The organism is Amycolatopsis sp. NPDC058340, from assembly GCF_042723975.1.
GTDB lineage: Bacteria > Actinomycetota > Actinomycetes > Mycobacteriales > Pseudonocardiaceae > Amycolatopsis.
Map to the genome: position 1 here is coordinate 70,307 of NZ_JBHXIB010000024.1, position 12,640 is coordinate 82,946.

Consider the following 12,640-nt stretch of genomic DNA (forward strand, 5'->3'; position numbering starts at 1 on the left):
GGGTGATCACGCGTGTCGTCCCGCTGATCACGCGTGCCGTCCGTCTGATCACGCGTGCCGTCCGTCTGATCACGCGCGCCTAGGGCAGCGCGGCGGGCGACTCGGCCTCCGGGATCAGCAGCCGCGGCGCGCCCGAGCCATCGGCGGGCACGGCCCAGACATCGGAATGTCCTTGAGCGCGGGGGAGGGCGTAGGCGACGGTGCGGTCGTCGAGCCACGCGGGCTGGTCGTCGACGTTCCTGGTCTCGGCCAGCGGCGTCACGGTGCCGCTCGCGAGGTCGAGCACCGACACCCGCCAGCCCTTCGCGGGATCGCCGTCGATGGCGGCCTTGTAGGCGACGCGGGTCTCGTCGGGGGAGAGGGACGGGCATTCGACGTTGTCCCGCAAGGTCTTCACGGTCCGGGCGGTCGAGTCGCCTTCGACGAGGTAGCGGTGGGAGCCGGTCGACATGGTGGCGTAGAACCGGCCCGGCTGACGGGTGAAGGTGACGCCCCAGAAGTTGAAGTCGGCCGCCTTGTACGGCTTTCCGTCCACGGTCACGGCGAAGTCCTCCAGCGTGCCCTCGACGTTGTCGGTGGTGAGGTCGAGGGTGCCGGCGCGGGTGGAGAACCGGCCGCCGTTGTAGGAGTCACCGGTGACGAACACCGTCCACGCCAGCCGCTTCCCGTCGGGCGAGACCCGCGCCCGGTTGGGCAGGCCGACCAGCGGGATCTCCTGCTTGACCGCGAGGCGGCTGTCGAGCACGGCCAGCTGATACGTGGTGAGCCCGGTTTCCGGGCGCAGGCAGATCCCAGTGCCGCCCGCCGCGTAGACCCGGCTGCAGGACACGGTCGACACCGCCCGTGCCCCGCCGGGGTCGGCGGCGCTGACGCTGGACACGTGCCCGCGGTCGGCGTCGGCGGTGCTGCGGAAGAGCAGCCGCCCGCCGTCGAGGGTGACGGCGCCGCTGGTGCCGGCCGACGCGGTGTCCTGGTTGCGCGCGCCCGCCACCCCGACGTAGATCACGGCGGCCGCGGCCAGCGTGAGTACTCCGGTGACGGCGATCAGGACGCGGGTGCGGGTGTTCACGGTCGTGCCTTCCTGCGGGGAACCAAGAGAACGAAGGTGGCGGCGACGGCGGCGAGCACCGTCCCGGCGGCGATCGCGAGCGCCGTCGCCGCGCCCCAGAACTGCCACGAGAGTCCGAAAAGGACGGACGAGACGAAGTACGCGAGCGCCTGCCCGCTCTGCACGATCGCGATACCGGTGGTGCGCAACGCCTCGGGCAGCAACGGTCCGGCCAGCGCCATCAGCACGCCGTCGGTCGCCGCGTAGAACACGCCGTACAGGCCGAGGGTGAGCACGAACAACGCCCAGCCGGTGAGCGGGCTGAGCAGCAACAGGTAGACGGTGACCAGGGCGCCGTAACCGCCAAGCATCACCGGCAGCCTGCCGACGCGGTCGGCCAGCGCGCCGAGCGGCGCGGCCAGCAGCAGATAGCCCAGATTCGTCCCGACGGCCAGCAGCGGGAACCAGCCGGTGGCGATGTCCTCCTTGTCCTGCAACAGAAGATAGACGAACCCGTCCCCGATGGTGGCCAGGCCGAGGACGCAGGCGGCGATCAGCAGCCGCCGCACGCCGGCGCCTCGCAGGAGTCCTCCCGCCGCGCGCAAGGACACGGTGCCCGACGGCGGTTTGGGCGCACGGTGGTCGCGGACGAACAACACCAGCAGCAGCACTCCGGCGGTGGCGATGCAGAAGCTGCTCACGAAGACCGCGTCGAACCCTTCGACCCCGGTCGCCGAACCCGCCACGGCCAGCACCGCGACCGCGGCGAGCGGGCCGAGGAAGGCGCCGACGCTGTCCATCGCGCGGTGCACCCCGAACGCGCGGCCCAGCATGTGTTCGGGGGCCGACAGGGTGATCAGCGCGTCACGCGGCGCGGTCCGCAGTCCCTTGCCCGTGCGGTCGGCGGTCAGCACCACGCCGATCGCGGCCGCCGACGACCCTGCCGCCACAAGCCCCAGTTTCGCCACGGCCGACATCGCGTAGCCCAGCCCGGCGACCGCCTTGCGCCGTCGCACGCGGTCCGCGACGTAGCCGCCGACCAGGCGCAGCAGCGCGGTCGCGCCGGTGTAGAGGCCGTCCACCACGCCGTACGCCGCCGGGCCGAGGTGCAGCCCGAGCACCAGGTACACCGGCAGCACGGCCGTCACCATCTCCGAGGAGACGTCCGTGACGAGGCTGACGGTGCCCAGGGCGAAGACGTTCCCGCCCAGCAGGGCGAAGGACTTCTTCGAGACGCCACCGGGATGTTCCCGGCGGCCGATCGTGGACAGGTACACGCGACGAACCACCCTTCTCCGCCCCGCGGGCGCGTCCACAGTGGACACGCCCGCGGGGTTCACCCGACTACTGCCACACGCTCGTGATCGGCGACTTGTTGGCCGCGTTGCCGATCCCGGGCAGGCCGAACGCCGCCTCCATCGTGCGGAGGATCGAGTAGTGGTTGATGGATTCGCTGTAGCTGCCCGGCTTCACGTGGGCGCCGACGAACGTCGTGAAGATCTGGTTCACCGACGTCCCGCTGTCCTCGTCGAAATTGACGATCAGCAGGCTGTTGTGCGTCTTGGCCCACTGCGCGTACGCGTCGAGGTTCTTCTTCAGCCATTTGTCGCCTGTGCCGACCGAACAGTCGTGCATGTCGCTGCACAGGTCCGGGGTGACGAAAGCGACGTGGGGCAGCTTGGTGAAGTCACTCGGGAACGACGAGAACCTTTTGTTCGCCGACGACGGCACATTGCTGAAGCTGACCCAGCTGTTGTGCTTGCGGGCGTATTTGCCCTTCGTGCAGCCGGTGTAGCCGTCGGAAGGCATGCTTTCCGCGTAACCGACGAACTTCTTGCCGATCCCCGCCAGCTGGGAGGCGAGGTTCTCCTTGTTCCCGAGATCCTGGCATTTGTTGCTGTCGACACCGTGCGTCGAACCCGCGAACTGGGCGATGTAGTTCGGCTGGCTCGGGTGCGTCGTCCCGTACGCCTTGGTGAACTTCGCGCCCTGTGCGGCGAGTTCGTTGAAGTACGGCGCCTTGGAGCTGCCGCTGATCTCCTTGTAGTCCTTGTTTTCGAACATCACGAGGACGATGTGGTCGAACGCGGGCACTTTCGCCGCGGCGGGTTCTATCGCGGCGGCGGGAGTGTCCTGATGGGACACCAGCAGCGCCGCGGCCAAACCGGTCGCGGCCACGGCCGCGACCGCGATCCGTTTCCAGAACATGGAAACCTCCTGGGAAAAGGTTGAAACTTTGACGACTGACCATCGGGTTCAGCGGCGCTCCGCGGGCGTCGACAGAGTCGAGACATCGGATGTCTCTGGTGCATTTAAACGGCAAAGAAGTCGTCGGCCCATCAAGATCGCCTGACTGGAGTAACCAGGGGACGCGGAACACCCCAAAACCGGCATTGCCTGACATGAAACCATGTAAACCGGCCATCGACCTTGCGTTCGTCGCCTCGAACCGATGGACTTATGGCAACTCGCTGATTCAGCCGGTTGACAGTGGCGCCGCCATTGCTCCGGCTCTGTGGTGTACTCATCCGACCATTGGTTAAGCTGTCGGCGTGAAGCCCTTTTCGCCGAGGCCGGCCGGATACACGATCGAAGAACTTTCCGCGATCGTCGGCATGTCGGCGCGTAATATCCGGGCACATCAGACGCGCGGCCTGCTCGCCCCGCCGGTCCGGCACGGCAGGTCCGCCTATTATGGCCCGGCCCATCTGCGGCGCCTGCGGCGTATCACGATGCTGCAGAAACAGGGCTTCAACCTGGTGTCCATCGCCGCGATGCTCGGAACGACCACAGTGGACCGCGCAGAGCAGCTGGACGCGGCGACCGCGGATATCGCCCGTGACCAGCCCGCGGTCGCCCGCTGCCTGGAACGCCACGGCGTGCTCGGCAGGGACGGCACGGGAGCCCTGGCGGTCGTGCGCCCGTCCGTTTCGCGCGCGGTGGCCGATCTCGCCGTGGCCGGGATCCCGCCCGTCGCCGCCCTGCGGTTCCTGGGGCAGTTCATGGATCGGGTCGCGCCGCTGGCCGGTGAGCAGCTGGGCGCGCTGAAAGCTCAAGCGGGAGGGGCCTCGGCGGCTCCTCGGGCCTGTTTCGCCGACCTTCTTGTAAGCGCTTTCAAGATCGCGGTGGAAAACGCGGCCGAAGTCACTTTCCCAGCCGGGGAGCCAGGGATCTCGCCACCGAGGTGACCGCGGCCGTCGCCACGTCGAGGCCGGTGCCCTCCGCGGAACCGGACAGGATGACGACGATGTAGCGGTCGCCTTCACCGACGAGCCCCGTCGTATGCGCGTCCACCGAGCCGCGCCCGGCCGCCCAGCCCTGTTTCACGGCCCACGGCCGGTCGCCGAAGGCCGAAGGGATGCCGAAGTACTGGTCGAACCCGTCGGCGGCGGTGCGGCTCGCCTGGCGCAGGGGCTCGAGGATGACGTCCCGCTTGGCCTTCGGCAGCTTGAGGACACGGCGGTACACCGCGGCGATGTCGTCCGCGGTGGACAGTGTGTCGCCCCAGCGGCCCGGGTCGGCGGGCGGGGTGGTGTTCTTCAGACCCGCGGCCGCCACCGTCCTGGTGACGATCGCGGGGCCGCCGTTCCTGGTCCAGAGCGTGTTGGCGACGGCGTCGTCGCTTTTCGCGAGCATCCGGTGGAGCTGGGCTTCGTCGGCCTTGCTCGCTTTGCGGATGACGGCGTCGAGCGCGATGAACAGTTTCACCACCGACGCCGTGCGGAATCTCTCCGAGCCCCGGTCCTCGATCACCTGCTCGCCCGATGTGCGGTCGAAGACCACGGTGGCGTCGCGTCTTTCCGGAGCCGGCCGGCTTTCCGCGACGGACTGGAAGATCACGTAGCCGAGGATCGCGACGACCACCAGGATGGCGATCAGGATCGTCAGGCGAAGTCGTGGTCGCCGGTTCGCGCCGGGCACTGCGATGGGCCTGGTTCGTTGGTCGAACATGGTGCCGATGCTCGGAGACGATCATCGTGGCCCCGTCTCGTTCATGTCATGACTCTGTAACGGCGGTGGACCGCACGGAAAGCGTTTTCGCGCTTCGGGAAATCCGCCGGGAAAGCGGCATCCCGCCTCGGTCGATCGGCCGAGGCGGAATGGCCGTCCGGACGATGTGCGAACAGGGGTCAGGAACGCTGCACGATGATCTGGTCGACGAGGGTGCCGTCGGCGCTGATCGCGCGAACGTCCATTTTGGGCGGTGTGGTGCCCGTGCCCGCGACGACGTCGACCGCGACCAGGCTGTAGCCGCGGAACCGGACACGGGACCAGGTCACCTTCTTGGTGCGGTCCTGGCCGTCGCGTTCCGAATACTTCATCGGGACCGGGGAGTCGTTGCTGGTCTCATGGCCGAGGTACGTGTCGGGCGCGGGGAATTCCGAGACGCTGCCCCCGCCGCCGCCCGCGGTGATGTAGGTCGTCCCGTCCTTGACCGGGTTCGTGGTCCCGCGTGAAGGCACCTTCTTGACGGCCTTGCCCGCCCGGATGGGGTCGGTGCGTTCGTAGATGTGGTTGTGGCCGTTGAGCACCAGGTCGACCTGGTACTTGTCGAACAGCGGCGCCCAGTCCTTCTGCGCGCCGAGTTCGGCACCGTTGGAATGACAGGTGGAGTACGTGCACTGGTGGCAGTAGACGACGATGAAGTCGATCGTGGGATCGGCGCGGAAGGCGGCGAGCGTCCTGCCGAGCCACTTGAGCTGCTTGCCCTTGGTGTAGTCCAGATTGGACGGACTGTTGTAGCAGACGTCGTTGCCGTCCAGGCTGATCAGCCCGACGTTCTGATAGCGCCACGAGTAGATGCAGGTGGAACCGTCCCAGGCGTTGTCCGGCATGGTGAAGCGCGCCCGTACGCCGCCGTAACCGTCCTCGGAGTACCAGCCCTCCATTTCGTGGTTGCCGAGCGCCATCATCCACGGGATCCCGGCGGTGACCGGTTCGTTCTGCACGAAGAAGGAATCCCAGAGCCGCGCGTCGTACTGGTCTTCCTCCGGGTGCCCGCCCTCGCCTTCGAGGGCGTAGCTCAGGTCGCCCATGGCGAGGTGGAAGGCCGGGTCGAGGCCGGCGATCAGGCTGCTGGTCGCGACGGCGTTGTAGCCGACGCCCTGGTCGCCGAAAGCGGTGAAGGAGAACGTGCCGTCGCCGCCCGGGGCGGGAGCGGTGCGGAAACTCGCCATCTCGCCGAGCCGGGCGGCGGGGTCGTAGCCCTCGTGGCCGACGACGTAGTAGTACGTGGTGTTCGGCAGGAGGCGGTCGATCCGGGCGTGCAGGTAGTACTGGGTGATCGACTTCGGGCTGTTCGGCGGGACCTCCTCGACCGGATGCTGCCAGGACATCTGGCTGGTCAGCGCCCGGACCTCGGCCGGGATCGGCGGGCTGAAGTCGCCGGGTACGGTGCCGATCCGGACGAACGGCGCGGTCACCGCCGCGGGCACCTGCCAGGAGACGACGACCTGCTGCGACGGGTCGGCCCCGTAGGCGATGTGCCGTCCGAACGGCCGCAGCGCCGAACCGGCGACCTTGTCGGCGTTGAGCAGCACCATCGGCCCGGGGGAGGCCGCGGCCCCGCCCGGGAGCAGGACGCCGCCGGCGGCGAGTGCCGCGCCGCCCACCGCACCCACCCGGAACAGGGTCCGCCGCGAGTACTGCTTGACGAACTTGTCGTGTTTCTCGGCCAAACTGAGCCGACGATAGGCTTGGGACCTGCTGTTTCGGGGAGTTTCGGCCATGAAATCGAAGTTAAGAAGGCTTCTTAACTAAGTCAAGGGGTCGATGGTCGTTGGATGACCGGCTGCATGGAACCGTGCAAGTCACTTCGGGCATAGGGGACTTTGTGCCTGACCTCGTGAGTGTTGAGGACGGTTCTAACCGTCCTCAATACTCACGAGGCCGAGCGGCGGCGCACCCGGTCAGACCAGTTCCGACGAGACGACCGAGGTCAGGCCCCGCAGCCTGTCCAGCAGTGGCTCGATCTCGGCCGTGTCGATCAGGACGGCGCAGGTCATGGTGCTTTCCCGGACGCCGTCGCGGACGTCGACGGACAGGTCGTGGACCAGGCAGCCGAGCGCTTCGAGCAGGCCGGGGATCTGTTCGACGCCGCCGACGAAGTACGTGGCGATCCGGCGGCGGACCAGCATGGACGAGCGAGGGGCGGGAACCTGGAAAGCGGTGATCGACATCGTGGTCTCCAAAGGCGGGAAAACCGACAGGCCATGGAGGGCCAGGTCCCGGGAGATGCCCCGTATCGAGGGGTCGCCGGACTGCGCGCCGGCGACCTGGTTCAGCCGGCGCGCTCGACTACGAGTCGGTTAAAGCGGAGTCGGTCCAAGCGGCGCACGGCGACAGGCTAACACGTCACGAGAGACGTAGGCGAGAACCCTGCTCGCGGACGTGCGCCGCGGAGCCGCAGTCGAGGTCCAGTTGCCGCTGCCGCTCGGCCACGAACGCCCGGCCGAGTCCGGTGCGATCCGAAGTGGACAGTGTCCGGCGCAGCTCGTTCAGCAACCCGCGTTCCTCCGCGCGGATATGCGCGTCCACCGAATTCTCCAGCACTGCCAACGCCTTCTCGGCATCCGTGGACTCCAGGACGGCCAGCAGCTCGTCCGCGAGCCCGCTCTCCGTCGCATCGGGACGGACGATCCGCTCCGTCGCGGTCGCATGGGCGACCAAGGACGCCGAGAGTTCCGCGATCAGCGCCGGACGGTCGGCTTCGTCGTTGCGGAGGTCCCGGAACAGCTGTTCGATCCGGCGGTGATCGGCCAGCACGACCTCGACCAGGTCGGAGCCCGGGGGAGCGGCCGTCGGACCGGGGCGCATCCAGCCGAACGTCAGCTCCACGGCCTGGCGCCAATGCGAGTACTCACTGTCGCGGCGGGCGGGATCCATCGTCGGCAGCCACTGCCCGGCGCGATGCCAGTTCCGGCGCAGACCCTCCAGATCCGGCCAGTATCCGACCGACAATCCGGCCGCGTACGCGGCGCCCAGCGACACCGTCTCGGCGACCATCGGGCGTACCACCGGCACGTCGAGGACGTCGGCGACGAACTGCATCAGCAGGTTGTCCGCGGTCATCCCGCCGTCCACCTTCAGCGTCGACAGCGCGAGCCCGGAGTCGGCGTTCATCGCGTCGACGACCTCGCGGGTCTGCCAGCCCGTCGCCTCCAGCACAGCGCGGGCCAGGTGTCCCTTGGTGATGTACGAGGTCAGCCCCGCGATCACGCCCCGCGCCTCGCTGTGCCAATGCGGCGCGAACAGGCCGGAAAAGGCGGGCACGATGTAGCAGCCGCCGTTGTCCTCGACCGTCCTCGCGAGCGTCTCGATCTCGGGCGCGCTGCCGATCAGTTCGAGTCCGTCGCGGAACCACTGCACCAGCGATCCGGTGACCGCGATCGACCCTTCGAGCGCGTACACGGCGGGCTCGTCACCGATCTTGAACCCGACGGTGGTCAGCATGCCGTGTGCCGAGAGCACCGGCGTCGGGCCGGTGTTGAGCAGGAGGAAGCTTCCGGTTCCGTACGTGCATTTCGCTTCGCCGGGCGCGAAGCAGGTCTGGCCGAACAGCGCCGCCTGCTGGTCGCCGAGCGCCGCCGCGATCCGGATCCCCGGCACCACCCGCGATGTCGTCCCGTACACCTCGGTCGACGGGCGGATCTCCGGCAGCATCGCGCGCGGGACGTCGAAGAACTCCAGCAGTTCGTCGTCCCACGACAGCGTCCGCAGGTTCATCAGCATGGTGCGCGAGGCGTTGGTGACGTCGGTGACGTGGACACCGCCTTCGGGGCCGCCGGTCAGGTTCCAGATCAGCCAGCTCTCCACGGTCCCGAACAGGACGTCGCCGCGTTCGGCGCGTTCCCGCAGGCCAGGCGTCCTTTCCAACATCCAGCGGATACGGGGAGCGGAGAAGTACGTCGCCAGCGGCAGCCCGCACAGCCGCCGGACGCGGTCCGCGCCCGGCTCGCGGGCGAGGTGTTCGAGCATCGCGTCGGTGCGGGTGTCCTGCCAGACGATCGCTCGCCCGACCGGGTTGCCGGTGTGCCGGTCCCACAGCACCGTCGTCTCGCGCTGGTTCGCGATGCCGAGGCCGACCACCTGCGCGGCTTCGACGCCGGCGTCGGCCAGCGCCTGCGGCACGATCCGGCCGACGTTGCGCCAGATCTCCGTCGCGTCGTGTTCGACCCAGCCCGGCCGCGGGAAATGCTGCTGGTGTTCGCGCTGCGCGACCGACACCAGCCTGCCGCGCGCGTCGAACAGGATGCACCGCGTCGAGGTGGTGCCCTGGTCGATCGACATCACGTAGCGCTGGACCACGCGAGCACCTCCATCACCATCGGGACGCGCCGAGATCGCGGGAGACCGCCCGTGCCGCGTCGCGCACGTGGCCGAGCAGCCGCGGGATCGGGCTGCCGTCGGCTTCACAGATCCGTTCCGCCGCGCCGGAGACCCCGATCGCGCCGACCACGATGCCGCCGTGGCCGCGGATCGGCGCGGCTATCCCGGCCTCGCCGGTGATCATCTCGCCGTTCTCGCTCGCCCAGCCCGCCTCGCGCACCTTGCCACAGGCGCGTTTGATCGCGGTCTGGGTGACCAGGGTCCGGCGGGTGTAGGCCTCCGGCCCGCCGGTGCGCAACGATGCCACGAGACCGGTGTCATAGGCCAGAAGTACTTTTCCGAGCGCCGTCGCGTGCAACGGCAGAAGGGTGCCGACGTCGAGTGTCTGCAGGCTGTCGTCGGGGCGGAAAACGTGGTGCACCACCAGGACCCGGCCCTCCAGCGGGGCGCCGATGCGGACGGCCTCGCCGCTGCGCGCGGCCAGCGCGTCGGCCCAGTTGATCGCGCGGGAGCGGAGTTCGTTGACGTCGAGGTAGCTCGTGCCGAGGTGCAGGAGTGCCGCGCCCAGTTGGTATTTCCCGGTGTCACGGTCTTGTTCGACAAAGCCGACCCCTTGCAGGGTGCGGAGGATCCCGTGCGCCGTTCCCTTGGCGAGCTCGAGGGAATCGGCGATCTCACCGACCCCGAGACGGCCGGAACCGCGCGCCAGCAACCGCAGGATCGCGGCGGCGCGCTCGATGGACTGGATCGGACCGGGCACGGCCCAACCGTAGCCCGACCGGCCCTGATTCGACAATGTCGAACATCGTCTTCCGGCGTTCGACAATGCCGACCGGTGTCCGTTGACCCCGGGTTTCCGCGAACTTAACTTCGGCCTCAACAGGGCAACGGTGTCCTTTGTGGAGGAAGCAATGGTGCGAAACCTCAAGGCTCGCGGACTGGCGGGCGAACTGGCGGCGGAGTTCGTCGGGACGATGATCCTCATCCTGTTCGGCTGCGGGGTGGTGGCTCAAGTCGTCGCCGCGGGCATCGGGGACCACGACAGCATCGCGTGGGCGTGGGGAATCGGCGTCACGCTGGGTATCTACGTGGCTTCACGGATCAGCGGCGCGCATCTGAACCCCGCCGTCACCGTGGCGCTCGCGGTGTTCAAGGGCTTCTCGTGGCGCAAGGTCGCCCCGTACGCCTTGGCGCAGACCGCCGGTGCGTTCCTCGCCGCGCTGCTGGTGCGCTGGAACTACACCGAGGTGCTGAACGCCGCGGACCCCGGCCTGACGATCAAGACCCAGGGTGTGTTCTCCACTCTTCCGGGTAACGGAACCCTGCCGGTGGGTGACTGGGGCGCATTCCGGGACCAGATCATCGGAACGGCCATCCTCGCCTTGGTGATCTTCGCCATCACCGACCTGCGTAACACCGCGCCCGCCGCGAACCTCGCCCCGGTCGTCGTCGGCTTCCTGGTGGTCGCGATCGGCATGGCCTGGGGTACCAACGCCGGTTACGCGATCAACCCCGCCCGCGACTTCGGCCCCCGCCTGATGTCCTGGCTCACCGGCTACGACACCGCGTTCACCGACCAATACGGCTATCCCTACTGGTGGATCCCGATCGTGGCGCCGGTGATCGGCGCGGTCATCGGCGGGGCGATCTACAAGTTCTTCATCGAGCGTTACCTGCCCGCCGAACCGGCGCCGGAAGCCTTGCCCGCCAAAGACATCGAGCGCGTTTCCTAAGGAGAGAAACCATGCCTGACTACATCGGCGCCGTCGACCAGGGCACCACCAGCACGCGTTTCATGATCTTCGACCACGGCGGCAACGAGATCGCCCGCCACCAGCTCGAACACGAGCAGATCCTCCCGAAGCCGGGCTGGGTCGAACACGACGCGACCGAGATCTGGGAGCGGACCCGTTCGGTCATCGCCACCGCGCTCAACAAGGCGAAACTGACCGCCGCCGACCTCGCGTCGCTCGGCATCACCAACCAGCGTGAGACCACCGTCGTGTGGAACCGCCGCACCGGGCGCCCGTACTGCAACGCCATCGTGTGGCAGGACACCCGCACCGACCGGATCGCCTCGGCACTCGAACGCGAGGGCAAGGGTGACGTCATCCGCCGCAAGGCCGGTCTCCCGCCCGCCACCTACTTCTCCGGCGGCAAGCTGCAGTGGATCCTGGAGAACGTCGACGGCGTCCGCGAAGACGCCGAAAAGGGTGACGCGCTCTTCGGCACCACTGACACCTGGCTCATCTGGAACCTCACCGGCGGGCCCGACGGCGGCGTGCACGTGACGGATCCGACCAACGCGTCCCGCACCATGCTCATGGACCTGGAAACGCTGGAGTGGGACGACGAACTGCTGTCGTTCTTCGGTGTCCCCAGGCAGATGCTGCCGTCGATCGCGCCGTCGTCGAACAACGGCCGCTTCGGTGTGACCCGCGCGGACGGCCCGCTCGGCGGCGAGGTCGCCATCACCGGCGTGCTCGGCGACCAGCAGGCGGCGACCGTCGGCCAGGTGTGCTTCCGCCCCGGCGAGGCCAAGAACACCTACGGCACCGGCAACTTCCTGCTCCTCAACACCGGGCACGAGGTCGTGCGGTCGAAGCACGGACTGCTCACGACGCTGGCCTACCAGTTCGGCGACGAGAAGCCGGTGTACGCGCTGGAGGGCTCCATCGCCGTCACGGGTTCCGCCGTGCAGTGGCTGCGCGACCAGCTGGGCATCATCAGCGGCGCGTCGCAGAGCGAGAGCCTCGCGCGTCAGGTCGAGGACAACGGCGGCGTCTACTTCGTCCCCGCGTTCTCCGGGCTTTTCGCGCCGTACTGGCGTTCCGACGCGCGCGGAGCGATCGTCGGGCTCACCCGCGCCACCACCAACGCACATCTGGCGCGGGCGACCCTCGAAGCGATCTGCTACCAGACCCGCGACGTCGTCGAGGCCATGCAGAACGACTCCGGCGTCACGCTCGACGTGTTGCGGGTGGACGGTGGCGTGACCGCGAACGAACTGTGCATGCAGCTGCAGGCCGACATCCTCGGCGTGCCGGTGTCGAAGCCGGTCGTCGCGGAGACGACCGCGCTCGGCGCCGCCTACGCGGCAGGGCTCGCCGTCGGGTTCTGGAAGAGCACCGACGAGCTGGAACAGAACTGGAACGAGGACAAGCGCTGGGAGCCGTCGTGGACGGACGAACAGCGCGCCGAGGGCTACGCGGGCTGGCAGAAGGCCGTCGGCCGCACGCTGGACTGGGTCGAGGTCGAGTGAGC

At 68.5% G+C, this 12,640-nt stretch carries 11 protein-coding genes; 3 read left to right on the top strand and 8 right to left on the bottom strand.

Annotated features, from left to right (window positions below):
- Nucleotides 1-79: 79 nt before the first annotated feature.
- The 3 genes from ACFWIW_RS25040 to ACFWIW_RS25050 form a co-directional block, all read right to left on the bottom strand.
- A complete protein-coding gene (locus ACFWIW_RS25040; RefSeq protein WP_378370670.1) occupies nucleotides 80-1,069 on the bottom strand; it encodes a TolB family protein in 990 nt (329 codons plus the stop codon).
- Nucleotides 1,066-2,325, bottom strand: a complete 1,260-nt coding sequence (locus tag ACFWIW_RS25045; protein ID WP_378370703.1) for an MFS transporter — start codon at nucleotides 2,323-2,325, stop codon at nucleotides 1,066-1,068. Before ACFWIW_RS25045 ends, ACFWIW_RS25040 begins: the two co-directional genes overlap by 4 nt.
- Nucleotides 2,326-2,392: 67 nt before the next feature.
- Entirely contained in the window at nucleotides 2,393-3,256 is an 864-nt protein-coding gene (locus ACFWIW_RS25050; RefSeq protein WP_378370671.1) for an alkaline phosphatase family protein, read from the bottom strand.
- 344 nt (nucleotides 3,257-3,600) lie between these two features.
- Here ACFWIW_RS25050 and ACFWIW_RS25055 point away from each other — a divergent pair, with 344 nt between their 5' ends.
- Nucleotides 3,601-4,236 (top strand): MerR family transcriptional regulator, encoded by a 636-nt coding sequence (locus tag ACFWIW_RS25055; protein WP_378370672.1) that lies wholly within the window; start codon nucleotides 3,601-3,603, stop codon nucleotides 4,234-4,236.
- Here ACFWIW_RS25055 and ACFWIW_RS25060 read toward each other — a convergent pair.
- The 5 genes from ACFWIW_RS25060 to ACFWIW_RS25080 form a co-directional block, all read right to left on the bottom strand.
- Nucleotides 4,193-4,999 (bottom strand): serine hydrolase, encoded by an 807-nt coding sequence (locus tag ACFWIW_RS25060; RefSeq protein WP_378370673.1) that lies wholly within the window; start codon nucleotides 4,997-4,999, stop codon nucleotides 4,193-4,195. The two genes, ACFWIW_RS25055 and ACFWIW_RS25060, sit on opposite strands and share 44 nt — an antisense overlap.
- Before the next feature lie 179 nt (nucleotides 5,000-5,178).
- Nucleotides 5,179-6,726 (bottom strand): purple acid phosphatase family protein, encoded by a 1,548-nt coding sequence (locus ACFWIW_RS25065; protein ID WP_378370674.1) that lies wholly within the window; start codon nucleotides 6,724-6,726, stop codon nucleotides 5,179-5,181.
- 231 nt (nucleotides 6,727-6,957) lie between these two features.
- On the bottom strand, nucleotides 6,958-7,227 hold the full coding sequence (locus tag ACFWIW_RS25070; protein WP_378370675.1) for a hypothetical protein: 270 nt from the start codon (nucleotides 7,225-7,227) through the stop codon (nucleotides 6,958-6,960).
- 175 nt (nucleotides 7,228-7,402) lie between these two features.
- On the bottom strand, nucleotides 7,403-9,355 hold the full coding sequence (glpK, locus tag ACFWIW_RS25075; protein WP_378370676.1) for a glycerol kinase GlpK: 1,953 nt from the start codon (nucleotides 9,353-9,355) through the stop codon (nucleotides 7,403-7,405).
- Between the two features lie 13 nt (nucleotides 9,356-9,368).
- Entirely contained in the window at nucleotides 9,369-10,136 is a 768-nt protein-coding gene (locus tag ACFWIW_RS25080) for an IclR family transcriptional regulator (protein ID WP_016335197.1), read from the bottom strand.
- 151 nt (nucleotides 10,137-10,287) lie between these two features.
- On the opposite strand from ACFWIW_RS25080, the gene ACFWIW_RS25085 reads away from it, so the two are divergent.
- The gene (locus ACFWIW_RS25085) at nucleotides 10,288-11,109 is read left to right on the top strand and encodes an MIP/aquaporin family protein (RefSeq protein WP_360091790.1); all 822 of its coding nucleotides are present in this window, start codon (nucleotides 10,288-10,290) and stop codon (nucleotides 11,107-11,109) included.
- Nucleotides 11,110-11,120: 11 nt separating this feature from the next.
- On the top strand, nucleotides 11,121-12,638 hold the full coding sequence (gene glpK / locus ACFWIW_RS25090; protein ID WP_378370677.1) for a glycerol kinase GlpK: 1,518 nt from the start codon (nucleotides 11,121-11,123) through the stop codon (nucleotides 12,636-12,638).
- Nucleotides 12,639-12,640: the final 2 nt, after the last annotated feature.

Excerpts from the sequence above, each read along its gene's own strand:
- ACFWIW_RS25050 (WP_378370671.1), bottom strand. The coding sequence starts at position 3,256 with ATGTTCTGGAAACGGATCGCGGTCGCGGCCGTGGCCGCGACCGGTTTG.
- ACFWIW_RS25060 (WP_378370673.1), bottom strand. The coding sequence starts at position 4,999 with ATGTTCGACCAACGAACCAGGCCCATCGCAGTGCCCGGCGCGAACCGG.
- ACFWIW_RS25070 (WP_378370675.1), bottom strand. The coding sequence starts at position 7,227 with ATGTCGATCACCGCTTTCCAGGTTCCCGCCCCTCGCTCGTCCATGCTG.
- ACFWIW_RS25085 (WP_360091790.1), top strand. The coding sequence starts at position 10,288 with ATGGTGCGAAACCTCAAGGCTCGCGGACTGGCGGGCGAACTGGCGGCG.
- glpK (WP_378370677.1), top strand. The coding sequence starts at position 11,121 with ATGCCTGACTACATCGGCGCCGTCGACCAGGGCACCACCAGCACGCGT.